Raw genomic sequence first — 25,425 nt, 5'->3', positions numbered from 1 at the left:
CCCCTAGACCGCTTCCAGCGAGCAGCTCCTCTGACAAGGAGAGCCGAGGATGGCCTGAAAAAGCTCTGTTAAACCAAGATTTGACACGAATCCGATGGGGGCTACCCTCAGTCGGCTTCGCTGCAAGCTCTTCTGACAAGGAGGCCAAGAATAAAGGGCATGTCAATCTTGACAAGGCTAAACAAAAGCTCCCCTTCCGGAAGGAAGGGGAGCTAACAGGAAGATGCAGAACCGGAACGGAGAACCGTATCAGCGGGGCAGCATCATCGGGCGGTCGCTGGCCTTGATCGGGGCGGGCAGCTCGCTGGTCTTCTCGCTGGAGAGGTACTCGTCCACGGCTGCAGCGCAGGAGCGGCCTTCGGCGATGGCCCAGACCACGAGACTCTGGCCGCGGCCGGCGTCGCCGCACACGAACACGCCATCCTGGCTGGTGGCGAAGTTGTCATTGCGGGCGATGTTGCCGCGCTTGTCCAGTTCCACGGGCAGCTGGTCGAGCAGCGTGGTGGTGTCCGGGTGCAGGAAGCCCACGGAGATGAGCACCAGGTCGGCGGGCAGCACACGCTCGGTGCCGGGCTGACGGGTGAACGGACCATTCTCGCCGGGAGCCACGGAAACCACCTTGAGGCCGGTCACGTGACCGTGCTCGTCCGCCACGAAGCCTTCGGCGGTGGTGGAGTTCTCGATCTTGACCTTGGCCTGCTCCTCCTCGGAACCGATGAAGTTCACGGAGTCGGTGTTGTACAGGTAGGTACCGCCCTCAGCCATGGATGTGGTCTTCTGGTAGGTGCGGGCAAAGGTCGGCCACGGCTGGTTGGCCGGGCGGGTCTCGGGTTCCTTCGGCATGATCTGCAGCACGGTCACGTCCTTCGCGCCCTGGCGGATGGAGGTGCCGAGGCAGTCGGAACCGGTGTCGCCACCGCCGATGACGATGACGTGCTTGTCCTTGGCGGTGATGTCATTGACAGGCTTGACGCCGAAGACGCGACGGGTGGCGTCCGGCAGGAAGTCGAGGGCGAAGTGGATGCCGTCGAGCTCGCGGCCGGGGATCTTCATGTCGCGCGGCACGCGGGAGCCGATGGCCACCACGACGGCGTCGTAGCGATCACGCAGGTCGTCCCAGGAGATGTCCTTGCCGATCTCGACGTTTGTGTAGAATCGGGTGCCTTCGGCCTCCATCTGCTTGACGCGACGGTCGATCAGGCCCTTCTCGAGCTTGAAGTTCGGGATGCCGTAGCGCATGAGACCGCCGATGGCGTCGTCCTTCTCGTAGACGACCACGGTGTGGCCGGCGCGCGTGAGCTGCTGGGCGGCGGCGAGGCCGGCAGGGCCGGAACCCACCACGGCCACGGTCTGGTCGGTCAGACGCTGCGGCGGCAGGGGCTTGACGTAACCAAGATCCCAAGCCTGGTCGATGATGGTGACCTCATCGTTCTTGATCATGGTCGGCGGCTGGTGGATGCCAAGCACGCAGGCCTGCTCGCACAGGGCCGGGCAGATGCGGCCGGTGAACTCCGGGAAGTTGGAGGTCTGCGACAGACGGTTGTACGCATCCTCCCACTTGCCCTGGCGCACCAGGTCGTTGAACTCCGGGATGACGTTGCCCAGCGGGCAGCCGGTCATACAGAACGGGGTGCCGCAGTCCATGCAGCGGGCCGCCTGCTCCTTGGTCCAAGGCTGCAGGCCGGACTCGGCGTGCACGTCGAACCAGTCCTTGATACGTTCCTCGATGGGGCGTTCGGCCAGCTCGCGGCGGGTACGGACCTTCAGGAATCCTCTCGGGTCGCCCATGTCAGCGCACTCCTTCCGTAACGTGCTCGTAAACCTCTTCCCAGGCTCCGGGCGAATTGAAATCGATGTTGTTGGCCTTGGCGTCTTCCATGGCCTTGGTCATGGCCAGGTACTGCTTCGGCACCACGTGCGTGAAACGCTTGACCGTATTGGACCAGTCCTCGAGCAGGGCGGCGGCGAACTGGGATCCGGTCTCCTCCGCGTGCTGCTTGATCAGGCCATACACCAGCTTGGCGGTATCGGCGTCCAGGGACTTGAAGAGCAGCGCACCGGACTTGATGGCACCCGGGTTGACCTTCTTCATGTCGAGGTCGAGCACGTAGGTGTTGCCGCCGGAGAAGCCCGCACCGAAGTTACGGCCGGTGGGGCCGAGCACCACCACGGTGCCGCCGGTCATGTACTCGCAGCCGTGGTCGCCCACGCCTTCCACCACGAACGTGGCACCGGAGTTGCGCACGGCGAAGCGTTCGCCCGCGCGTCCGGCCACGAACATCTGGCCGGAGGTGGCGCCGAAGCCGGTCACGTTACCGGCGATGACGTTCTCGTGCTTGTCGAAGGTGACGTTGTCCTCGGGGCGCACGATCATGCGGCCGCCGGACAGGCCCTTGCCGGCGTAGTCGTTGACTTCGCCGTAGATGCGCAGGGTCTCGCCGCGCGGGATGAACGCGCCGATGGACTGGCCGCCGGAACCGTGCAGGGTCATGTCGATGGTGTCGTCCGGCAGGCCCTCCTCGCCGTAGCGGCGGGTGATCTCGTAGCCGACCATGGTGCCGACCGTGCGGTTGACGTTGCGGATCGGCATTTCGATGCGCACGGGTTCCTTGTGGTCGAGCGCGGGCTGGGCGAGCTCGATGAGCTTGTTGTCCAGCGCCTTATCCAGCTCGTGGTTCTGCTCGATGGTCTGGTGCAGGATGGTGCCCGGCACCGGGCCGGCCTGCTTGAGCACGTTCGTCAGATCGATGCCGTCGGACTTCCAGCGCTTGATGGCCTCGTTCTGGTCCAGGCACTCGACATGGCCGATGGCCTCCTCGAGCGTCTTAAAGCCGAGCTGGGCGAGGATCTCGCGCACTTCCTCAGCGATGAACATGAAGAAGTTGACCACGTGCTCGGGCTTGCCGCGGAAGCGGGCGCGCAATTCCGGATCCTGGGTGGCGATGCCCTGCGGGCAGGTGTTCTTCTGGCAGGCGCGCATCATGACGCAGCCTTCGACGATCAGCGCCGCGGTGGCGAAGCCGAATTCCTCGGCGCCGAGCAGTGCGGCGATGACCACGTCACGGCCGGTCTTGAGCTCTCCGTCGCACTGGACGACGATGCGGGAGCGCAGGCCGTTGAGGATCAGCGTCTGCTGGGTCTCGGACAGGCCGATCTCCCACGGGGTGCCGGCGTGCTTGATGGCGTTGAGCGGGGCCGCGCCCGTACCGCCGTCGTAGCCGGAGATGAGCACCACGTCGGCATGGCACTTGGCCACGCCGGCCGCGATGGTGCCCACGCCGAACTCGGAGACGAGCTTGACGTGGATGCGGGCCTTCGGGTTCGCCATCTTCGCATCGTTGATTAGCTGCTTGAGATCCTCGATGGAGTAGATGTCGTGGTGCGGCGGCGGGGAGATGAGCTCCACGCCCGGGGTGGCGTGGCGGACCTTGGCGATCCACGGCGGAACCTTGGCGCCGGGCAGGTGGCCACCCTCGCCAGGCTTGGCGCCTTGGGCGAGCTTAATCTGCAGGTCGGTGGCGTGCACCAGGTAATCGGAGGTCACGCCGAAGCGGGCGGATGCGATCTGCTTGATGCGGCTGTAGCGCTGCGGGTCGTTGATGCGGTCCTCGGACTCGCCGCCCTCACCGGAGTTGGAGCGCGCGCCGATGGAGTTCATGGCCAGGGCGAGCGTCTCGTGGGCCTCCTGGGAGATGGAGCCGTAGCTCATGGCACCGGTGGAGAAGCGCTTGACGATCTCGCTGGCCGGCTCGACCTCGGAGATGTCGATGGGCTTGCGGTTGGAGTTGAACTTCATCAGGCCACGCAGGGTCATGAGTCGGTTCGACGTGTCGTTGATGTGGTGCGAGTACTTCTTGAACATCTGGTAGTCGCCGCGCTGGGTCGACTGCTGGAGCAGGAAGATGGCCTCCGGGTCGTTGAGGTGGTCCTCGCCGGTACGACGCCACTTATAGTCGCCGCCGGTGCGCAGGTTGCGGTGCGGGGCCGCGGTCCACTGGTTCGGATAGGCCACACGATGGCGGATGGCCACCTCCTCGGCAATCTCGTCGAGGCCCACGCCACCCACGCGGGATGTGGTGCCGGTGAAGTATTCGTCCACGACCTGCTGGTTGAGGCCCACAGCCTCGAACAGCTGGGCGCCACGGTAGCTCATGATGGTGGAGACGCCCATCTTGGACATAATCTTGAGCACGCCGGTGGAGAGGGCCTTGGTGAGGTTCTTCACGGCGGTGTCCGCGTCGACCTTGAGATAGCCGGTGCGAGCCAGGTTCTCCACGGATTCGAACGCCAGGTACGGGTTCACGCAGGCGGCACCATAGGCGATGAGCAGTGCCACGTGGTGGATCTCGCGCACGTCGCCAGCCTCCACGACCATCGAGATCTGGGTGCGGGTGTGGCGGCGCAGCAGGTGATGCTGCACGGCGGAGGTGAGCAGCAGGGACGGGATCGGACCCCACGTGTGGTTGGAGTCGCGGTCGGAGAGCACGAGGAAGTTCTTGCCGTTCTCGATGGCCTCGTCCACCTCGGCGAAGATCTCGTCGAGTCGCTCCTTCAGGGCCTTGCCGCCGCCGGCGACCTGGTAGAGGCCCTTGACCACGTACGGACGGTAGTAGTCGCCGAGCACGCGGGCGCGGTCGAGGCGCTTGAGCTGGGCCATCTCGTCGGAGTTGACCACGGGCAGCGGGATGAGGATCTTCTTGGCGTGCAGCTCGGAATCGGCCAGCAGGTTCGGCTCGGGGCCGATGGCGGATTCGAGGGAGGTGACGATCTCCTCACGCTCCCAGTCCAGCGGCGGGTTAGTGACCTGCGCGAACTTCTGGGTGAAGTAGTCGAAGAGCATGCGGCTGCGGCTGGACAGGGCCGGCAGCGGGGTGTCGTTGCCCATGGAGCCCAACGGCTCCTTGCCGGTGTTGGCCATCGGGGTGAGCAGGAGCTTCAGGTCCTCCTCGGTGTAGCCGAAGGCACGCTGGCGGCGCTGGACGGACTGGCCGGAGTGGTTGACGTGCTCGCGCTTGGGCAAGTCGTTGAGCTCCACGGAGTTGCCTTCGACCCACTTGCGGTAGGGGTGCTGGGAGGCGAGGTTCTTCTTAATCTCCTCGTCCGGGATGATGCGGCCTTCGGCGGTGTCCACGAGGAACATCTTGCCGGGCTCCAGACGGCCCTTGGACACGATGTGTTCCTGGGCGATCTCCGGGATCACACCGGCCTCGGAGGCCAGCACGATGTAGCCGTCGTCGGTGAGCTGCCAACGGCCGGGGCGGAAGCCGTTACGGTCGAGCAGGGCGCCCACCTGGGTGCCGTCGGTGAAGACGATGTCGGCCGGGCCGTCCCACGGCTCGATGAGCGTGTTGTTGTACTCGTAGAAGGCGCGCACGTCCGGGTCGAGGTCCGGGTTCTTCTCCCAGGCCGGCGGCAGCATCATGCAGATGGCGTGCGGCAGGGAACGGCCGGCGAGATGCAGCAGTTCGAGGCACTCGTCGAAGGTGCCGGAGTCGGAGTATCCCGGAGTAGTGATCGGCAGCAGCGGCTTGAACTCGCCGAGCAGTTCGGAGCTCAGGCGACCCTCACGGGCGGACAGCCAGTTGCGGTTGCCCTGGATGGTGTTGATTTCGCCGTTGTGGGCCAGCAGTCGGAACGGCTGGGCCAGCGGCCAGCTCGGGAACGTGTTGGTGGAGAAGCGGGAGTGGACGATGGCCACGGTGGCCTTCATGCGCTCGTCGTTCAGGTCCTCGAAGAAGTGGGTGAGCTGCATGGTGGTGAGCATGCCCTTGTACGTGATGGTACGGGCGGACAGGGAGGCGAAGTAGACGCCCACCTCATGCTCCACGCGCTTGCGGATGCGGAAGGTCTTACGGTCGAGTTCGAGGCCGCCGAGAGAGCCGTCCGGGGAGGCCACCACAAGGGTCTTGAAGCCGGGCATGGCGGCGAGCGCCTGCAGGCCAAGACCGTCCGGGTTGGTGGGCACCACGCGCCAGGCGAGCACTTCGAGGCCCTCCTCGCGCACGATGTTGGCGATGGCCTGTTCCTGCTGGCCGGAGGTCTCGATGTCGCGGTCGAGGAACGCGATGCCGGCGGCGTAGTGGCCGGCTTCCGGCAGATCGGCCGGAACAGTGGCGCGCATGAACTCGTCCGGCATGCTCATCAGGATGCCGGCGCCGTCGCCCGTGTTCTCCTCGGCACCCACGGCACCACGGTGGTCGAGGTTGACCAGCACCTCGATGGCGTCGGTGACGATCTTGCGTTCGGGTCGCTTGTTCAGGGTGGTGACCATACCCACACCACAGGCGTCATGCTCGTTGGAGGGGTCGTACATGCCATCCGGAGCATGGACCGTGAGATCAAGCGGGGCTTTGAATGTCACCGAAATCACCTCAATTGGTTATGGGCGCGCTCACAAACGTGCCTCTTCCTCTAAGTTGCTGTTGACAGCGTAGCGTCGCGGTATGTCTTTTACGTTTCGCTGTCCATATACCGAGTTGCGGAAAAAGTCAATACCCAATCGTAACCGATTTTCCGATTGGGCTCTCCCAGCTGGGATCAGACCGCCCATTGTCCGTAGGAGCAGCGCTATCGGGTGTCGGACCCCAGGTACCGGTGGATGCGGCCTCACACCCGTATCGGATATGCCCGCAGTGTGATTTTTCATACAAAGCCGCATCGGCAACATACAACGCACATGAAATATGCCACAACGACTTCTCACAGGCCCGCACTCCCCCGGACTCTCAGTACAGTCCGGGCTGGATCGTGTGTGCAAGATAGACGAGCGCATCATCCCGATGATCCAGCCACCACTCCACATCACCAAGCGAACGGATCCGCTCAATCAGCCGGTCATACAACGGCAGTTCGTCCTGCGGTGCATGCACGACCAGCACACACGCCTGCCGCAACACCCGGCGACGGATATGGTCCGCCTCGACCGCACGGCCCTCCTCGTCCCACAAGGGCACGAACCGCGGCACGTCATGACCCAGCGCGCGTTCGGCCTCGCACTCGGGGCAACGGCTCGTCTCGGCCGCGCGGATACGCGCCGCCACCACCGTATACGAACCCGACGTATCCGCCAGCGTGGAATGCTTGCACCTGCGAAAGACCCGCTTCAATCCCATGACACCCTCCAATCCTAGAACGTTTGTTCGAGTCATGGATGCCATGGTAACCGCGTTCCGGAAGCCCGGTAAAATTTTACCGACACGAGCCATTTCATGCCGATTCCAGGCTATGAACCGACCGGAAGCCCTTTCGAGGCCATGATTCGGAAATGCGCCGTTCGACCAATCCGGACGGAACCGGACAGGGACGTGTCCAGAAACGCAATATCTACCTATCATTCCTGAACTTCACCAGTACAAACGAAAGGGTGAGCAACCTGATAAAAACGAATCACTCACCCCACGCGGCATCCCCGAGGCTCATACCGACGCACACCCGAATCCCACAATCAGCTATGCGGACGCCCCGATCCGCTGTCCGGTGAGCGTCATGGGCTTGCGATGGGGAGCGGTCGCGATACCGCGGACCGAGCCGGAGCGCTCGTCCACCGTCACGTCAAGATGCACCGCCAACGGGCCGAAGGGCAGTCGCACGCGGATATCGAAGACGTACTCCGCCTCGGTGGCCGAAGTGACGTCGGCGACTGAAGTGACGTCAGTAGCCGAAGCGACTGAAGTAACCTCGTCACGCGCAGGAACCCCGACATCCCCGGCCCCGGAGACCCCGGCGCCCGTCCCCGTCATATCCCTCATCTCCTCCGGCTCATTCACATCCCCGGCTCCCACTCCCCGACTCTTGCAGCGCCCATCGCGATACGCGGCGACGAGACCCATCACCTTTGCCTTGCCGTGGAAGGTCGTTCTGTCGGCATCATCGAACACCACGATTACCGGGATGACGACCTCGCCGACGGGTGACGCAAGGTGCACGACGTATCGGTCGGCGAGTCTCGGATCGTCCGCGGGATCCAGGTCGAACCGCAACGCCTTCTCTTCGGCGATGGTGCGAGCCACGGCCCGATGCGCGTCCTTCGGCGGCACGGGCACCGGCATCGTCACATGGCGCTTGGGGAACAGCCGGCGCCAAAGGCGCGCCGTCCAGTGCCGACGCCCTGATTGCGTGGCGCCGCCGGCCTCCTCAGCCGATTGGGTATGAACATGAATGACCCCGGCGCCTTCATCCCCGGCAGCCGCCACCGGCTCATGCACGGCCTGCGCGAACGCCGGAATCGAAGCCAGTCGGGGATTAACGGCCAAAGCGTTGCCGGTGAACAACGCCATCTTCTGCACATCGGTGAGCTTGTCGGTCTCCTCCAGCGCCCGGGCCTGGCCAAGACACGCCTCGATGGGCGTGTAAGGCGTGTCCGAACCATAGAGCAGATGCGATTCGGGGACATCGAGCAGCAGGTCGGCGAGTTGCTTGGGTTCGCTGAATCCGGCGACGTCGAAATACACGTGGGCCATGGCCTCCTTGAAGTCCGCACGGCGATCGGGGTCGTTCATGCGCAGAATCAGCGCGAAGCTCTCGAACCGGTCGGCGAGCACCGAAGTGAACGCGCCGCGTGCGGCAGCACCCATCTGATGTTCGGGAACCTGACGAACGTATCGTGCATCACCATGTTGGTGAACGCGCGCGTGGTCTCCACGAAGTATTCGAACGCTGGCAGGGACAGTCCCTCGCAGACGTCGGGCACGAGTACGGCCGGGGCCGTGGGATGGATGATCGCCAGGGCCCCGCGCGCATCGAGTTCGCGCATCAGTCCGTCAAGTCGCGGGTCACCCAGATAGCATCCGTGATGATTGGTGGTCAGGCCGACCCCGTCCGCATGCAGCTCGTCCAACGCCCGCCTGGCCTCAACTATGGATTCGCGTTCATACGGCAACGGGAGTGTGGCAATCAGTCCGAAATGCGCGGGATCCTCCGCCGCCATGCCGGCGCCTTGGTCGTTGATGCGACGGGCCAGGTCGAGGCATTCCCCGGCATCCGGCAGCCAGATGTTGGGCGAGGAGAGCATGAGATGAGCGTAGGCGACGCCCAGCAGTCGCATCTTGTCGCGCTGCCAGTCCATGGTCCAGTAGTCCGGCGTCGGATATCCGTCAGGGTCGCCGGGGTAATGCCGCTTGAGGAAATCCAGGTATGCCGGCGGCAGATAATGCGATTGGAAATCGATTTTGCTGAGATATCTCACAGCGTTCTCCTGATTGTCGTAATGGTCATATTGATTTGTCGTCATGGTCAGCAATCGCCCACGCCTGCCGGGAACCGGCTAGGACGCGACGGTACCATCGATCCCGATTCCGTCCCGCCCGGCCCACTCATTCCACAGATTTGAGCGCGGCGAGCATGTCCACGTTCTTGAGCTGCCGGTAGATCACCCAGCCGAGGGCCGCGAGCACCGCCACCACAAGCACGAGCGGCGCCGCGAACGCGAGCCAGCCCAAGGCCGGATCGAACATGACCTCGTCCGGCGGCACTTCGGTGATGATGTACCGGTGGAGCCCCGCGCCGAACGCATAGCCTCCGAGGATGCCAATGGCCGAAAGCATGATGGTTTCGCGGTAGATGTACATCGTGGTCTCGTTCGTGTGGAAGCCGAGCACCTTGATGGTGGACAGCTCGCGGATACGTTCGGAGACGTTGAGATTGGTGAGGTTGTAGAGGATCACCACGGCGAGCAGTCCGGCCACAAGGATCAGCACTTCCATGATCTGGTCGAGCGAGTCCACGATCGTGGCCACCTGGTTCTTCATCGTGGTGTTCTGCACCACTCCCCTGACCCCGTCGGTGGTCATGAACCGCGCGCCCTGCTTCTCGGCGTTGGCGACGCCGGAATCCTTGAGCCGCACCAGGTAGGCGTTCGACCGGTAGTCCGCCCCGAACATGCGCTCGTATCCGCCCGAGGACATGATCATGAAATGGCCGATGTACATTTCGGTGACGCCGTCCACGCGCACGGTGCGTTCGGCGCCGTCCGGATCGGTGACGGTGATCCGGTCCCCCACATTCGCGTCCAGCATGTCCGCCATGCGTTCGGAGATGATGGCGCCGCGGTCGGTGATCACCTGCGGCGTATGGCCGGGCCGCGAGCGCAGGGTGATGTAATCGCCGAAATTGTAGGCGTCGTCGGTCACCAGCAGGGTGATGGACTGCTTGTCCCCCTCCTTGCCGGCCGTCCTGGTGAGCTCCTCGTAACGAATCGGCATGGATTCGCTCACGGCGGACGGCTTCATCGCCTCGGCCACGGTCTCATGCTGCTCGTCGTTGTTGTCGGCGTTTTCGGCCACGATCAGGTCGTAGTGGATGAGTTCGCCGAACTGGCGCTCGCCGATCTGTCCGATGGACGCCTGTACGCCGAGTCCGGCGGTCAGCAGCGACACCGCGCCGGCTACGCCGAAGATGGTCATGAAGCCGCGTGATTTGTAGCGGAACAGGTTGCGGGCGGTCACTTTGCGGGTGAAGTTGAGTCTGTTCCACAGGGGTTTGATCCGTTCGAGGAAGATCTTCGAGCCTTTGGCCGGCGGTTTCGGCAACAATAGCGCGGCCGGCTTCTCGCGCAATTCGCGGGCGGCGGCCAACGTGGCCGGTACCACGGCGCTGACCCAGGCCGCCACGAACGCCACCGCCGTGATCACGGGATGGAAGGCGAGCGCGATGCGCGGCACGGTGAAGCCGGTGCTGTAGGCGTGGTTCACGATGAGCGGCAGCAGCGTGTGGCCGGCCGCGACGCCGATGAGCGTGCCCAGCGTGGAGGCGGTGAACCCGTAGAATGTGAATTTCTTCAGCACGTCGGTGTCACGGTAGCCGAGCGCCTTCAGTGTGCCGGAGTTGGTGCGTTCCTCGTCCACCATGCGGCCCATGGTGGTGAAGGTGACGAGTGCGGCCACGAAGTAGAGGAACACGGGGAAGATCACGGCGAGTTTCTTGACGATTCCGGCGATGATCTCGTACACCCGGTAGCCTTCGGAGGTCAGGCCCTCGCGGCGGCCGTCGATGGAGTAGGCCGGCACTTCGAGCGAATCCACTTTTTCGCGGGCGAGCCGGATGTCGTGTTCCGCATCCTTGATCTTCCGTTCGGCCTCGGGCTTGGCGTCCTCGTATTCCTGCTTTTTGGCCTCGTACTCGTCTTCGGCCTTCTCGATCTGGCGTTGGCCTTCGATGAGTTGCGAGGCGCCGCCCGACGCACTGCCGGCCGACTGGGAGACGGCCTGTCCGAGTTCGGTCTGCTTGGAGGCAAGTTGCCTGCCGGCGTCCGCGAGCGCCGCCGCGTTCTTCTGGTATTCCTCGCTGCCCTGTTCGAGTTTCGCAGCGCCGTCCTGCCATTGCTGCAGACCGTTCTGGTATTGGGCCAATGCGTTGTTGTATTCGGCCACGGCCTCGTTGTAGGCGTCGAGGGCCTGCGCGTATTTGTCGGCGAGATTGCGGTACAGCGGACCGGTCAGACCGGTGCTTTCCCACAGGTTCAGCAATCGGCCGGTTTTGTCGAGCACCGGTTTGACGGCGTCGAGTATGGCCCGCGCCTGGTCGAGTTGGGTTTTGGCCTGGACAAGCTGCTGCCATGAGGAGTCGAGCTGGCCCTGGCCTTGCGCCAGCCGTTGGGCGGCGGCCGCCAGCTGGGTCTGGGCGGAGGTGATGGTGGAGCCGGCGGAGGCGATCTGCGCCAATGCGCCGGAGAGTTCGGCGATGGCTGAGGCTGCCTGGTTCGCGGCTTCGGCGGAGCTGGATGCGATCTGGTCCTTGCCGTCCTCGATTTGGGTTTTGGCGTCCGTAAGTTGCTGTTCGGCGTCCGCGAGCTGCTGTTTGGCGTCGTCCACCTGCCGCTGTGCCTTGTCGATCTGCTTGCGGCGGTCCTCCTTAATGGAGGCGGCGCGCGCCTCGGGCTGGTTGGCGAGTCGTTTGGTGAGCGTGTTCTTGTGCCGTTGCACGCGGTCGCGGTAGGTGACGGTCCAGTAGTCGACGTCGTGGGTGTCGGTGAAGGTGACGCGGCCAATCATGGTCACCTGTGAATCGAAGACGTCCGGGTTCACCACCGCGTAGCCGTCGAGTTCACCGGTGCCGGCCGTGGACTGGCCCATGTTGAGGTTGGAGATGGCTTCGACCGAATTCACGAAGCCCACCACGGTGAATTCCTTGCGCTTCAACACCGTGTCGCCGGCGATGTCCGGACGCTCGTCGATTTTGATGGTGCTGCCTTCGGCGAATTTGTCGCGTTCCTTCGAATCGAGCGCGATCTCATTGTTCGCGCGCGGCAGTCGACCTTCCACCACCTCGTAGGTGGATACGGTCCGCGGCGTGGAGAAGACGCGCAGGCTGTGCTCGCTGCCGCGGATGGCGACGTCCTTGAAGTAGCCGAATTCGGCGTCCCTGACGCCTTCGGTTTCGCGGATGATGCGTTCGTCGCCCCGGGTCAGGCCGTAATCGCTGATCACGGTCACATCGGCCAGGTTGTTGCCGTGGTAATACTCGGTGCCGGTGATCTGCATGTCCGGGCCGGTGACGAACAGGCCCACGAGCGCGAACGAGCCCAGGGTCATCAGGCTCACGATGGAAAGGAACCGGCCCTTGGTTTTGGCCAGGGTGGTGCGGATGTCCTTCCAGAGCATGCGTTTGCGCATCACGATCACTTTCCTTTTGCCTGTTCCGGCCGGCTCGACCGTTTCGGTCTACGCGGCTTGCGAGGCTTGTGGAACTTGCATGGATTGTTGCATCGGCGGGAATCGTTCATGCTCACCACTCCAGGTCCTTGATGTCCATTGGATGCTCGTTGACCTCGATGGATTTGACGCGCGCGTCGTGCATGTGGATCACACGGTCGGCGATAGGGGCGATGGCGGAGTTGTGGGTCACGATGACCACGGTCGCGCCCTTTTTGCGGCTTTGGTCCTGCAAAATCTGGAGCACCTGTTTGCCGGTGTTGTAGTCGAGCGCGCCGGTAGGTTCGTCACACAGCAGGATCTTCGGGTTCTTGGCGACCGCTCGCGCAATGGCCACGCGCTGCTGTTCGCCGCCGGACAGCTGGGCCGGGAAGTTGTCGATGCGGTCTTTCAATCCCACATCGATGAGCGTCTGAACCGGATCCTGCGCGTCCTTCACGATTTCCGAGGCGAGTTCGACGTTCTCCTTGGCGGTGAGGTTGGCCACGAGGTTGTAGAACTGGAAGACGAAGCCGATGTCGTAGCGACGGTAGTCGGTGAGCTGGCGGGCGGTGTAGTTCGAGATGTCCTTGCCGTCGATGATGACCTGGCCCTCGCTGTTCGTGTCCATGCCGCCCAGGATGTTGAGCACGGTGGATTTGCCGGCGCCGGACGCGCCGAGGATGATGGCCAGTTCGCCCTTCTCGATGCCGAAGCTCACGTCGTTGTTGGCCGTGATGGTGGTGCTTCCCATGTGGTAGCGCTTGAAGCTGTGAGCCATTTCGATGTATGCCATGTCGGTGCGTCCGCTCCCCTGTGATACGACTTTGAATAAACAACGTGTTGATTTATCTGCATCGTAAAGCCATGTGAAAACGGGGGTCAATGACCACATTCGCCGGAATCGTTCAATTTGGACATTGTCGCGGAAAGTGGTGATTCGGCTTTTAAATCGACAACGTGTTGATATGATGATGGAGGCATGACGCAAAGGAGGATCACATGGCCGGCAAGCGCAACACCAAGACGGAAGCCAAGATCAAGGCGGCATTCACCACGCTGGCGCAGTCCAAGGGCTTCGACGCCATGACCGTGAGCGACATCGCCCGCACGGCCGGTATCAACCGCGGCACGTTCTACATGCATTACATCGACAAGTTCGACCTGCGCCAACAGCTCATCGACGACACCATCGACGACCTCACGCGGATTCTCATCGACAACTCCGACGAGGGCGGCCAATCGGTGACGTCCGATGGCAGGGCCATCTGCGACGCCTTCAAGGAGGATTCCATCGCCAAGGCGCTGCACTATGTCAAGGACGACTTCGCGTTCTTCGACGCGATCTCCCATTCCGGCAACGACATGCAGCTCTACGACCGGCTTAAGGCGGTGCTCAAGCGTCTCATCATTGCGCAGGCGCAGCGTTTCGGCGCTGAACCGAAGACCAACTACAACGGCATCCCCGCCGACTATGCGATGGAGATCCTGGTCTCCGCCGTCTCCTCGATCATCTGGCTGTGGATCCGCCGCGGCTGCAAGGAGACGCCCGAGCAGATCTGCCGCATCATCGAGACCAACAAGACCACGGCACCCATCGACGTGCTGTGGTGACCGTTTCCAAAGATGAGAGCAGGAAACCTATTCTATGCCGCAACCAATGAGAGAGCACGCCAGACCACTGCATCAGTAAACATTGTCACATCCCTTTTTCGTATCCAATCCGGCATTACTCCGGATGAGATGTGGTATTGCATACCACCACTCCAAGCAGGGTGATTATCATGCCGATAATCTGCATGATCGTGAGCGTCTCATCCAACAACAACCATCCAAGTATGCCCGAAAGGGGAGGCGTGACCATACCGATAATCATGTTGGCGGTCGGCTCAAGATGAGTCGAAGCCCACGTATTCAAGAGATTTGGCAATATCGTAGCCGCAAACACCAGCAACACCATGACACCCGTCATCGCCCATATGCTCGCAAATCCGGATAACACGGGAAACCGCTGCGTCCCGGAAACCGCAAGATGAACATGCGTGAACAGCATCAGCGGCAAAGCCAGAATCACACCGTCCAGAAACGTCACACAGTTGACGGATGCCTCATTGACATCATGCCCACCACCAACTTGACGCCATAGCGCAATCGAATATAATGCCCTGACCAATGTGGCGCCAATCGCCGCCACAACCGCAATGACGATGGCAGTGCGGCCGAACCGTCCCACGCCTTTCAGCAGCGGGACGCAATATCCCATGACGCCGACAACGGATACAGCAAATCCAATCAACTCGCGGCGGGGTACGTGGCCACGCTCAATCAATTTCCAGATGATCGTCACCGCCGGAGACATTGCAACGATCAGCGAAGTCAACGCTACCGGCCCGAGCGCAAAACCCGCAGTTGCAAGAATATAGTAGACGGTCATAAGACATCCGAGCCCCATTTCGACCGGCTTCAACGGCATGCCCCTGAAGTTTCGACCGGCAAAAGCGTCATGCGATTCCGCGTCACTCCCCTCCATCATGGTGCCATTCAATCGCGCATGTGCCGACCGAACGGATTTTCGGCCCATAATCAGAGTAACCGGCACGACAACGGCGGACGACAGGACGAATCTGAGCCATATCAACGTTCCCAGGGGGACGGCATCCAACCATCGTACGAATATCCCGGTGGTCGCCCATAACGCCGCGGCGCCAAATGCCGCGGCCATGGCCGCGCGCCCGATGAGCATGCCGGCTTTATTATCATTGGCCATCATGCGCTCCTTCCGTTGCCGCATCGACGCCATCACCGAAATCCTGTTGCGGGAATTCCGAGGCATCGATGACATTCAAATCACTCAGCTGCCGCACTCCCCGGCATGTAAGAATCAACGTACGACTTCCCGGAATTTCCTCAGCCCATCCAAGATCGCGCAGGCCAGAAAGTAACCGGGCACCAAGCACACCGCCGAGATGGTCGCGCCCTTCCGTAGTGTCCAGACATCCCACGGCGATTTTCTTGGAGGTCGGTCCGATATGCATGACATCGCCGAGCAGCGGCTCGAATCGTCCGGCCGCTCCAATCACCCGATAGTCATTCCCATCGAGGGCGATGACATGATTGCGAATCAACCAGTCAAGCAGACGCACACCGAGCAGACCACCGACATGATCGGTACAGCGTCGCGCGAAGCACATGCCTGACGGCGGGCCGGCAGGTTTCATCGGAGCGGCACCAGCCGCGCCAAATAAATTTTCCACCGCTTCAGCAATGCGGGCATCCGGAACGGAATACCAACTGATTCGTCCGCTTTTCTGGCATGCGATAACGCCTCCATCCAGGAGTCGTGCAAGATGGTTGCCAAGCAACCCCTGCGAGACATGCAATGCCTCCATCAACGAGGTAAATGACATGGAACCGCGATTGGCCAACAGGCGAACCACTGAAATTCGCAATGGATGACCTAGCACGCGGGCGAAATTCGCTGCGGATAGTTCCGGAGACGTGCGACCGGCGGATGCTTTGTCCATGGCATGCACATTGGCACCGTCAATCTCGGCTGCATGCATATGACATTTCATATTTTCATGAAACATGAAAGCATGTTACCAATCAACGGTTTCCATGTTACTTGCATATGAACGAGATATACGTATCGACCGCACCGCCGACTTCAAGTCGGTCCAGTACCTGCAGTTGGCGGTCACGCTCTGGTTCGCGGCGAGGTTTCGGACGCGCGCAGGCGCGGCTTGCCCTGGACCACCTCGATCTGGGACTGCGGCGGCTCATGGCCGGCACGCTTGGCACGCACCTGGTCGTAGAGCATGCGGAAGGCCCGCTCCCCCATCTCGTGGAAATTCTGGGTGTAGCTGGTCAGTGGCGGTTCCCACATGGCATCGAAGTCCATGTCGTCGAATCCCACCACGCTCACGTCCTGCGGGACCTTGCGGCCGGATTCCCTGAGTCCCTTCATCACCGCGATGGCGATTTCGTCGCTGGCGGCGAACACGGCGGTCACGTCCTTGCGGCGCCCCAAAGCCTTGCCCGCGGCCACCGCTCTCCTGAGGTCGCCGGCCGGGACCAGAACCGGCTCCGGAACTTCGATACCCCGTTCCTCAAGCGCGTCACGCCAGCCGTTCGTGCGGGAGTTATCGCCCGTTTCCTTATCCCAGGCCACATGGAACACGGTGCTGTGCCCCATGTCCAGCAGGTGCATGGTCATCCAACGGCCGCCGTCGCGCTCGGCGTTGATGACCTGGTAGTCGCCGTCGCCGAAGCCGCCGCCCACCACCACCGTGGGGATATCTCGGGGCAGTCGCTTGAGCGCCTCGACGCCGGCCCAGCCGTATTCGTACACGATGACGCCGGCAGGGCGCACGGCCAATCCCATGCGCACGCGGGCTTCGACCGAATCCATGTCCGATTCGTCCAGCGAGACGATGGTGACGAGGAACCTGCGTTTGCGGGCGGCGGCCTCTACGCCGTGATTGGTGGCGGAGGTGGAGAAGGCGTCCGGGTTGGCGGCGAAGACCACCACCGAGTCCATCTCGCGGTTGGACAGGGCGCGGGCCACCACGCTCGGCTCGTATCCGAGTTCCTTGATGGCCTCGGCGATACGGCGGCGTTTGTCCTCCGTGACGTTCACGGTGCCGTTGAGGTAGCGGGAGACCGTCGGCGCGGATACGCCGGCCAGTTTGGCCACGTCCTTGATCACCGGACGTGCGCGCCCCGTGCTTTTCGCCATGTTCTCCCCTTTGCGTCACCTCTGGTATCTCTGTTCCCAACAATAGGAAGATGGCGGCACAACGGCGACAGTCGGTCTTCGACATCGCCGCCAGACGCACGCCTGCATATCCCTCACACCCCCGTAACCGGGGCGACACAATCTCGAACCGGTTCGATTGAGGCAACAGTAAGAATGGCGGAATATCGCGCGAAACGCCGATGACCGCACGGTAACTTGCGAAGGGGGATTCATCGCGCTATTCTGAAACCGGTTTCAGAAAGAAACCAAACAAAAAAACAAGTTCAAGGCCCAAGGCTTTGACCCAACGAAAGGAACATATTATGTCCATCAAGGATTCCATGCTGCGCGGTCTCGCTATGTACGGTGTCAACTCCATGGCTCAGGCCGGCCTGTCCAACTCCAAGGTGATGGCCGACATCATCAACGACGTCGACAAGAACGCTCGCTGAATCACGGCTTTCACTGCCTAAGCGCTTCCAATAGCGCTCCGAGAACGCAGATAGCGGCGTTTCTCCCCCGACCGGATATGGTCACACAACTGAAGATTCGATAATTCAATATGCCGGGTCGCATTCCGGCGATAAGTGAATATATCGGACAACGACGTCCGCTCACTTTTTTGTTTTGGCTCCGATATCAGCCAGTTACCATCATCACGCTTAGGTAATTTGATTACTCAGCCGTACGGCCCGCCTTCGGCCCCCTGCAAGGAGCATGAGGCAAACCCACTGCGTCAAATCCGAAGGCGAATAGCCACTGCGGACTTATCGCGATGTTCCCGCCTTCGGCCCCTGCAAGAACGGACTGGTCTACGGCCGGACTCAATGCGACCTTCGCTCGGTTATCGCCTCGCTCAGCCCATTACCCCGTGCCCGTCACCAAGCCGTTGGTGCGGGCCATGGCTCGGCTGATGGGGGTATAGAGCGGGCTGCCGATGAGCAGAACCACCGCCCATGCGGCCCATCTGACCCCAATACGTAACCGCCGTAGAGCGATGGATTATGATGCGGAACGACGCGCGTTCGACCGGCCGATGGCACGACTGGGGGCTCGACTATCTCACCTATATCTCATCCACCAGCCGTACGGCGACCACTACGGTTCGTGGCATACGATGGAGGAACTGCTGGACGAAGGCCGCGTGAAGGCGATTGGCGCGAAATACGGCAAGTCAGTGGCGCAGGTGATCCTGCGCTGGCTGCTGCAGCGCGGCATCGTGTGCATCCCGAAATCCGTGCACCGCAATCGTAATCGAGCAGAACTTCGCCGCGTCCGACTTCGAGCTCGCCGACGAGGACATGGAGCGCATCGCCGCACGCGATACCGGCGAAAGCCTGTTCCGCGGCTACGACGACGCCGAAGCGACACGGTTCCTCAGCACGCGAACATACAAAGGATTGCGACGGAATCCGACATCCCGGCAGTCACCAGCGGCATGCATGCGCGACGATTCATCGCCGGCGACGTCTCCTGCCATCCCGCCCGCGACGTCATAGACCCCGACCATTCGTACCGCCCGAGTCCAGGCGAGTGAACCGTGCCATAACCGCTGCGGGAACAAGCTTGGCCGCCAAACGGTACGCCTTGTAGAGCATCAGCGGCGTGTATTCGCCGCAGCCGCGCTCCGCGAGGCTCAACGACCGTTCGACTGTCCTGGCAAGGTTCAGGTACGGTAGCATGCCGATTTTGCCGCCGCCCGAACCGCGCACGTTCATTTCGGTGTCCATGTTGCCGGGACTGAGCAGCATGATGTTCACGCCGCGGCGGCGTTCCTCCTCGCGAATCGCGAATACGAGCGAGTGCACGTATGCCTTGCTGGCCCCATAGACCGCCTGCCACGGCATCGGCGCGAATGCGGATACCGAGCCCGTGACGATCTCGAAACTTCCCCGGCTCATGTATGGCAGACATGTACGGTTGATCATCGTCATCCCCGTGACGTTGAGATCGATCATCGCAAGCATGTCGTTCGGTTCCATGTCACGTAGCAGGCCTTCGCGCTCGTAACCGGCGTTGTTGACGAGCACACGTATCACCGGCTTCGCGTCGGCCAGCAGTTCGCCGAGGCCGCCGTAATTGGAGGAGTCGGCAAGGTCGAGCGGTACGACGCGAAAGGCTGCGTGCGTCGATGAGGCAAGCTCCGACGCGAGCGCCTTGAGGCGTTCGGCCTGCGCGCGATCAGCCAGATTTCATCGAGCTGTTGATATCGGTTGGCGATATGGCGCGCGAATTCACGGCCGAGGCCGGACGACGCGCCGGTGATGATGGCGATGTCCATTACATGATCCTTTCTCATATATTCCCGCGTATCTCCCACCGTTTCAATGTGCACGATGGCTTGTTCCGGTCGTCCGTTGGCGTCCTCGGCTCACTGATGCCCTTTGCGGCGACGCGGGGCGAGCGCCGCGGGGCCATGCTGTTTGAGGGCGAACAGGAGCGCGCGCATGCCGCCGATGCGCGAATCGGGGCGTCGTCCACGGCCGATGCGGTTCATCTGCAGCTCGAACCAGCTGATGACCAGGATGCCGCCGAACGCCTTGTCGAGCGACTTGATGCCGGTCGTTATCCTCGGCAACGACACGGTGCTTCGCCAGCCGTCACGGAGGATGCGGTTCGGCATGTCGGGCACGATCGCCAGAGGACGCGCGATGCCGATCATCTGCGTGATGCCCTCGCCGAGCGCACGCTCCATGTCGGCCGCGCAACGGAAGCCGCCGGTCAGGGCGACCGGCACGGTCAGCTCGCCTTTGATGCGGCGTGCGAAGTCGGTGAAGTAGACGCCGCGGCGACGGTCCTCGGCGGCGCCGTCGTTGGATTGGATGACGGGCTTGGAGTACGTGCCGCCGGAGATGTCGATGAGGTCGACGCCGCGGGCTTCAAGCTGCTTCATGACCCAGATGGATTCCTCTTCATTGAATCCGCCCGGCGCGCCGTTGCGCTCGTTGACCTTGACGGCGATCGGCACGTCGGACGAGTTGAGCTTCACCGCAATCGGGAATTTCGGACCGACGGCCTCGCGCACGGCGTCGAATACGTCGAACAGGAAGCGGGCGCGGTTTTCGAGGCTGCCGCCATACTCGTCGGTGCGTCGGTTGTCGAGCGGCGAGAGGAACTGGTTGATGAGGTAGCCGTGCGCCGCGTGGATCTCGACGCCGGTGAAGCCGGCCTTCTTGGCGATGCGCGCGGTGTTGGCGAACCGGCGGATGATGTCGCGAATCTGGTCTCGGGTCAGCTCGGTGGGTTCGGCGAAGAACCTACCGTAGTCGCCGTCCACTGTGCCGGCGCTTGGCGCGAGCGGATGCCGGTTGATGGTAATGGGCGACTGGCGGCCGGGATGGTTGATCTGCATCCAGCAGTGCGTGCCGTTTTCGGTGCCGGCCGCGGCCCAGCGTCGCAGCATGGCAAGGTCACGTTCGTCCTCGACGGCGACGTTGCCCGGCTCCCCCAGCTGCGTGTGGTCGACCATCACGTTGCCGGTGACGAGCACGCCGGCACCGCCGTTTGCCCACGTGCGGTACAGACGCACGTGCGCTTCGGTCGGCGCACAGTTGCGCCCGGCGAGTGCCTCGTTCATCGCGGATTTGTAGAACCGGTTCTTCACCGTCACGCCGCAGGGCAGGGTCAGCGGTTCGGCGACCGGCGTCGCCGTCTTGGTCGTGTCGTTCGTCATGGCATCAAACTTTCCATACGTCTATGTTTTTACAGTTGTCCAACATAACACGGATTTAGACAATTGTAAAATTCTGGACGATAGGATATGCTGGTAAATCATGAAGAAGGACCTCAACGGCAAGATCACACGCGGCACGCAGCGCACGCTCGACGCATTCTTCGAGGCGATCACGGCGTTGCTCGCCGAGAAACCGTTCGCCGACATCAGCGTCAACGAACTGTGCGAACACGCCGGATATCCGCGCGCCACGTTCTATAACTACTTCGAGGACCGCGACGACCTGCTCGCCTACTGCTGGACCGCCCTGTCCAGGCAGGCCGACCTCGCCGACCTCGCATCGACCGCGCCCGAGCATCGCATCGATACGGCGCTGGACGCCATGGCGGATCTGCTGGAGTCCAACACCGAACTGCTACGCGCGATCCTGAGGAATAATTCCTCCGAGGGACCACTGTTCTCCAGCCTGCACGGTTTCATCGAGCGTCAGGCGCGCGAGATCATCCGCACCTGCATCGACCGTGACCGCTTCACACTGCCGGCGGACCTGATCGCCGACCATTACGCGAACACGGTGATGCTGGTGCTCGACTGGGCGTATCTGCGCGGGCACACGCTCACCCGCGAACAGTTGCACGACTACGCACATACGTTGCTGCGCGGCGTGGAATAGAGAAACCACTCATCTACTCGAACAACGTCGTCCAGTCGGGGTCGCGGTGGGCGGCAAAGCACATGGCGATCTGCTCTGCGGTATTTCTCGTCGTGGAAAGTCGGGGTAGTTGGTCTTCGTCGAAGTAGCGGATCTCCGTCGTTTCGATGTTCGGCTCGAATTGCCCGTCGATGCGGGTGCACAACACAAAGAATTTGATCACTCCATATGGAAACGACAGTCCGTTATGGTTGGCACAATCCTGCACCGCGATGAGTCGGTCGGCGGTTACGTCGAGTCCAGCTTCCTCTTTGACTTCCTTGATCGTGTTGGACCGCACGGACTGGTTCTCATCAACCCAACCACCGGGAAGCGACCATTCACCACTATTTTCGTGCGTGAGCAGGATACGACCGTCCGCATCGAAGATTGCCGCCCTGGTGTCGAGTTTCGGCGTCGGGTATCCAGCATTGATCAGGCCGCGTATGTGTTCGACCGGCATATCGGTCTGCATGGCGAGCATGTCAACCGCTATAGCGCGTATCCGTTCATACCGTTCCCGGTCGAACGGATTCTGACTGTACATTAACCCGGTCTGGGCAAGAGCCTGCAGCTCCTTGCTCCAATCGAGCAGCATACGATTCGACGACGTAGCCGATGATGTCGATAATGCTGGTGATGCTGATGCTGGTTCGTTCATGATGCCGCCATTCGTTGCAGATTTGTCTATGACCATTATCACTATTCAAATGCGTTTCAGTTCGGCCATAGCGGCATAATGCAGCACCTCAAACCGTTCTGGAGCGATGCGTTCGAGCAGCGCCTTATGCTCCTGCTCCCACGCTGCGATGTCGTGCGCGGAAAGGGATGCGCCGATGCCACGGCATGCTTTTACTCGTCCGTTCCAGCTTTCGCGCGTGAACGGTACTGTGAGCTTGTATTCCTCATGATGGATGAGTGCAAAGCCGTCCGCGTAGCAGGCAGGAATGTCGATCGGCCGCATTCGCTCCCCCGCGCCGCTCCAGTTCGGATTGTATTTCAGGATCAGTCGTTCGCTTGCGTCCGCAATCGGATCCTCGAACGGCAACCATGCCATATACAGCACGAGGATACGCCCGTTAGGTTTGAGGATGCGATGCAGGATGCCATGGATCGTCTCATGGTCGAAATACCAGAAGCATTGGCATGCGGTGATCACGTCGAACGTACCATCGGGAAAATCGATATGCTCCGCCGGTATCGCCCGGTATTCGATGCCCATGCCTTCGGAAAGCCGCCGTGCTTGGGCGATCTGCTGTTCGGAGATGTCGATGCCGACCCATGTCGCGCCATACCGGGCCAGGGATCTCGGAATCACACCCGTGCCGGTGCCCAAATCAAGAACATGCTGCCCGTCACGGCACAGGCCACGGTCGAGAATCCTCTGGTAAAACCGCACCGGGTAAATGTCACGATACCGCGCATACTCGTCTGATACGCGCCCCCAATCAAAGGGAACACCGTGATCTATGTTCTCATCGGATATCATCCGGCCGCCTCCTGATGGATGTTTTGCATCATCAGCAGATATACCAACTTCGAGCGCTCGAAGTCAATCACCACAATTCTCGACGCGTACCGCCCATGGCCGATATTGTTATCGCACGCTTCGTTCACCACGTAGGAGCACGAGCGGGATAATGATCAACGGGACCGCGCACGCACCCATCGCTAGAAACGTCAAGTTCAGGCCGTGCATGTTCGCTGCGGCTAGTCCCATGCCTCCGGAGTGCGCGGAGGCTGCCAGGGCGGTCATCATCCCGACGAACACGGCCTGGCCGATCGCACCGGCGATCGTGCGCAATGCGGTGAGCAGCGCGTTCGCGTCAGCGAGACGTCCCTCACCGACACAGGCGGTGCCCCATGTCACGAGCGGCATCATCAGGCAACCGATCGCCAGCGAGCGCACCACATTGATTGTGGCGGCCACCCAGATTGACGCCACCAACGGCAGCAGTCCCATGCACAAGTTGCTTGCGGTCAGGCAAATGCCGCCAATCAAGAACAGTCGCCGCACACCGAACCGGTCGTACAATCGGCCGGCCATCGGACTGATGATCGCCATGGCGAGCGAACCGGGCAGGCTCACCAGACCGGCCATCGACGCGGAACCACCCTTGATGGTCTGCACGTAAAGCGGCAGCATCACGGACGAGCCCATCATCGCGAAGTACAGTAGCATGCTGCCGATCACGCTCAACGCGAACCCTTAGTTGCGCAGGATACGTACGTCGAGGAATGGGCGCTCGCGCCTGAGCTGCAGCATCACGAACCATATGGAAGCCGTGGCACCCAGCACCAACGGCGGCAGCACCGTCGTGCTGACGAACGGCATGGAACCGATGTTGCCGATGCCGAGCGTCACGCCGCCGAACGCGATGATGCTCACCGCAAAGGACAGCACGTCGAAGGATCGCTTCGACGTCTTGAGTACGTTGCCGAATACGAAGCACGCCGCAATCAGCGACAACGCCATCACGCCGATCACCAGGTAGAAAATCGACCGCCATCCGAATGCATCCACCATCAGTCCGGACAATGTCGGTGCAATCACCGGCGTGACGCCGACCGCAAGCCCGTACCAGCCCATAATCGTGCCGCGGTTGTCCGGATAAATGGTCATGAGCACGACTTGCGCCATCGACATGAGCAGTCCGTTGCCGCACGCCTGCACTACGCGGCCGATCATGATGACGGCGAACGGCACCGGCGCCACGCAGACCAGTGAGCCGACGATGAACAGCGCCGCGCCGGCGAGGTACAACGGTTTGGTCGGGAACCGCGTGATGAGGAACGCGGTCAGCGGCATGACGATGCCCATGGCGAGCGAGTAGCCGCTGGTGAGCCACTGGCCGGTCTGCATGGTGATGCCCAGGTCGGCCACGATGGGCGGCAGGGCCGTGGTGAGCGCCGTGGCCATGATGGTGGTGGCGATGCACGAGAGCATGATATTGGCGAAAATGAGCGCACGGCGACGGTCGCTTAACGAGATTTGTTCAGGATGAGACATGGTGTTTCGTGTGATTGATGGTTGGCTCTGTTAAACCAAGACTGACATGCCCCTTATTCTTGGCTCCCCTTGTCAGGACATTGCCGCAAAGAAAACAGCGGAGCTGTTTGCAGGCAATGTGCGAGACGAAAGTCGAGCCAGTAAAACGCGAACGAAGTTCGTCCCTAATTGCAGGACGAGCTAGCGGCGAAGCCGACTGAGGGGTAGTCCAAGGGAATTCATGTCAATCTTGGTTTAACAGAGCCTAATGGTTTTCGTTCGATTCCCGTGCATCTTGACTTCCCCGGGTCAGCACAGCTGACTGAGAGGCGACGGATTACGGGTATCAACGTTGCTGATCGAGTTCTTGGTAATGGCGTTTGATCGCCGTAAGGATTTCCCCGAACTGCGCGCGCTGATTGTCGTCAAGCGCCGCAAGCAACTCTCCGGAGGCACCGCTGCCGGCCGGCCGCCGGCGCATCACCTCGGCCTTGCCCTCCTCGGTGAGCGCGACCATGTTGGTACGCCCATCCTTGGGGTGCGGTGTGCGCGCGATCCATCCGCGCGCCTCCATTTTGCCGAGTAGCTCGCTCAATGACGCCGAACGAATGCCCAGAATCGCCGCGAGTCTGCGCTGGCTGACCGGACCGAGACCGCTCAAGGTGAGCAGGCAGCGCGACTGTCCGCTGCCGTGCGCGAGCGCATCGG

Annotated in this window: 21 protein-coding genes; 4 read left to right on the top strand and 17 right to left on the bottom strand. The window is 61.8% G+C overall.

Features of this window, described 5'->3' with window-relative positions; genetic code table 11:
• Positions 1-249: 249 nt before the first annotated feature.
• From DF196_RS03495 to DF196_RS03465, 7 genes are all read right to left on the bottom strand, one after another.
• Positions 250-1,788, bottom strand: coding sequence for a glutamate synthase subunit beta (locus tag DF196_RS03495; RefSeq protein ID WP_109056503.1), 1,539 nt, complete (start codon positions 1,786-1,788; stop codon positions 250-252).
• A gap of 1 nt (position 1,789) precedes the next feature.
• Positions 1,790-6,361, bottom strand: coding sequence for a glutamate synthase large subunit (gltB, locus tag DF196_RS03490; RefSeq protein WP_109056502.1), 4,572 nt, complete (start codon positions 6,359-6,361; stop codon positions 1,790-1,792).
• A 364-nt stretch (positions 6,362-6,725) separates the two neighbouring features.
• On the bottom strand, positions 6,726-7,148 hold the full coding sequence (locus DF196_RS03485) for a hypothetical protein (protein WP_146194694.1): 423 nt from the start codon (positions 7,146-7,148) through the stop codon (positions 6,726-6,728).
• 300 nt (positions 7,149-7,448) lie between these two features.
• A complete protein-coding gene (locus tag DF196_RS03480) occupies positions 7,449-8,573 on the bottom strand; it encodes an amidohydrolase family protein (protein WP_146194693.1) in 1,125 nt (374 codons plus the stop codon).
• Positions 8,507-9,229, bottom strand: coding sequence for an amidohydrolase family protein (locus DF196_RS03475; protein WP_146194692.1), 723 nt, complete (start codon positions 9,227-9,229; stop codon positions 8,507-8,509). Before DF196_RS03475 ends, DF196_RS03480 begins: the two co-directional genes overlap by 67 nt.
• Positions 9,230-9,311: 82 nt before the next feature.
• A complete protein-coding gene (locus DF196_RS03470; RefSeq protein WP_109056498.1) occupies positions 9,312-12,608 on the bottom strand; it encodes an ABC transporter permease in 3,297 nt (1,098 codons plus the stop codon).
• 112 nt (positions 12,609-12,720) lie between these two features.
• On the bottom strand, positions 12,721-13,422 hold the full coding sequence (locus DF196_RS03465) for an ABC transporter ATP-binding protein (protein WP_109056497.1): 702 nt from the start codon (positions 13,420-13,422) through the stop codon (positions 12,721-12,723).
• 206 nt (positions 13,423-13,628) lie between these two features.
• Here DF196_RS03465 and DF196_RS03460 point away from each other — a divergent pair, with 206 nt between their 5' ends.
• Positions 13,629-14,240: a TetR/AcrR family transcriptional regulator gene (locus DF196_RS03460; RefSeq protein ID WP_109056496.1), complete on the top strand. Its 612-nt coding sequence runs from the start codon at positions 13,629-13,631 to the stop codon at positions 14,238-14,240.
• 115 nt (positions 14,241-14,355) lie between these two features.
• On the opposite strand, the gene DF196_RS03455 is transcribed toward DF196_RS03460, so the two are convergent.
• The 3 genes from DF196_RS03455 to DF196_RS03445 form a co-directional block, all read right to left on the bottom strand.
• Positions 14,356-15,396: a DMT family transporter gene (locus DF196_RS03455; protein ID WP_158276255.1), complete on the bottom strand. Its 1,041-nt coding sequence runs from the start codon at positions 15,394-15,396 to the stop codon at positions 14,356-14,358.
• Positions 15,383-16,216 carry an ArsR/SmtB family transcription factor gene (locus DF196_RS03450; protein WP_109056494.1) on the bottom strand — a complete coding sequence of 278 codons (834 nt, stop codon included), beginning with the start codon at positions 16,214-16,216 and terminating at the stop codon, positions 15,383-15,385. Before DF196_RS03450 ends, DF196_RS03455 begins: the two co-directional genes overlap by 14 nt.
• Positions 16,217-16,323: 107 nt before the next feature.
• On the bottom strand, positions 16,324-17,364 hold the full coding sequence (locus DF196_RS03445) for a LacI family DNA-binding transcriptional regulator (RefSeq protein ID WP_109056493.1): 1,041 nt from the start codon (positions 17,362-17,364) through the stop codon (positions 16,324-16,326).
• A gap of 323 nt (positions 17,365-17,687) precedes the next feature.
• Between DF196_RS03445 and DF196_RS14030 the strand changes: the two genes are divergently transcribed.
• Positions 17,688-17,816: a hypothetical protein gene (locus DF196_RS14030; RefSeq protein ID WP_277745262.1), complete on the top strand. Its 129-nt coding sequence runs from the start codon at positions 17,688-17,690 to the stop codon at positions 17,814-17,816.
• Between the two features lie 485 nt (positions 17,817-18,301).
• Positions 18,302-18,901, top strand: coding sequence for an aldo-keto reductase family protein (locus tag DF196_RS13250; protein ID WP_146194691.1), 600 nt, complete (start codon positions 18,302-18,304; stop codon positions 18,899-18,901).
• Here DF196_RS13250 and DF196_RS03440 read toward each other — a convergent pair.
• Both DF196_RS03440 and DF196_RS03435 read right to left on the bottom strand, forming a co-directional pair.
• The gene (locus tag DF196_RS03440; protein WP_206603773.1) at positions 18,858-19,553 is read right to left on the bottom strand and encodes an SDR family NAD(P)-dependent oxidoreductase; all 696 of its coding nucleotides are present in this window, start codon (positions 19,551-19,553) and stop codon (positions 18,858-18,860) included. The two genes, DF196_RS13250 and DF196_RS03440, sit on opposite strands and share 44 nt — an antisense overlap.
• A gap of 182 nt (positions 19,554-19,735) precedes the next feature.
• Positions 19,736-21,037, bottom strand: coding sequence for an NADH:flavin oxidoreductase/NADH oxidase family protein (locus DF196_RS03435; protein ID WP_109056492.1), 1,302 nt, complete (start codon positions 21,035-21,037; stop codon positions 19,736-19,738).
• 100 nt (positions 21,038-21,137) lie between these two features.
• Here DF196_RS03435 and DF196_RS03430 point away from each other — a divergent pair, with 100 nt between their 5' ends.
• Positions 21,138-21,710, top strand: coding sequence for a TetR/AcrR family transcriptional regulator (locus DF196_RS03430; protein WP_109056491.1), 573 nt, complete (start codon positions 21,138-21,140; stop codon positions 21,708-21,710).
• Between the two features lie 13 nt (positions 21,711-21,723).
• Here the strand turns inward: DF196_RS03430 and DF196_RS03425 are convergent, their stop codons facing one another.
• From DF196_RS03425 to DF196_RS03405, 5 genes are all read right to left on the bottom strand, one after another.
• On the bottom strand, positions 21,724-22,389 hold the full coding sequence (locus DF196_RS03425; RefSeq protein ID WP_109056490.1) for an NUDIX hydrolase N-terminal domain-containing protein: 666 nt from the start codon (positions 22,387-22,389) through the stop codon (positions 21,724-21,726).
• Positions 22,390-22,434: 45 nt separating this feature from the next.
• Entirely contained in the window at positions 22,435-23,217 is a 783-nt protein-coding gene (locus DF196_RS03420) for a class I SAM-dependent methyltransferase (protein WP_109056489.1), read from the bottom strand.
• Between the two features lie 108 nt (positions 23,218-23,325).
• Positions 23,326-23,910 carry an MFS transporter gene (locus tag DF196_RS13660; RefSeq protein ID WP_206603770.1) on the bottom strand — a complete coding sequence of 195 codons (585 nt, stop codon included), beginning with the start codon at positions 23,908-23,910 and terminating at the stop codon, positions 23,326-23,328.
• A 27-nt stretch (positions 23,911-23,937) separates the two neighbouring features.
• Complete coding sequence (locus DF196_RS13655; protein ID WP_109056488.1) at positions 23,938-24,738, bottom strand: MFS transporter; 801 nt, start codon at positions 24,736-24,738, stop codon at positions 23,938-23,940.
• 325 nt (positions 24,739-25,063) lie between these two features.
• On the bottom strand, positions 25,064-25,387 hold the full coding sequence (locus DF196_RS03405; protein WP_109056487.1) for a MarR family winged helix-turn-helix transcriptional regulator: 324 nt from the start codon (positions 25,385-25,387) through the stop codon (positions 25,064-25,066).
• Positions 25,388-25,425: the final 38 nt, after the last annotated feature.

Source organism: Bifidobacterium callitrichidarum, from assembly GCF_003129905.1.
Classification (GTDB): Bacteria; Actinomycetota; Actinomycetes; order Actinomycetales; family Bifidobacteriaceae; genus Bifidobacterium; species Bifidobacterium callitrichidarum.
This window is presented reverse-complemented; position numbering and strand designations above follow the sequence as displayed.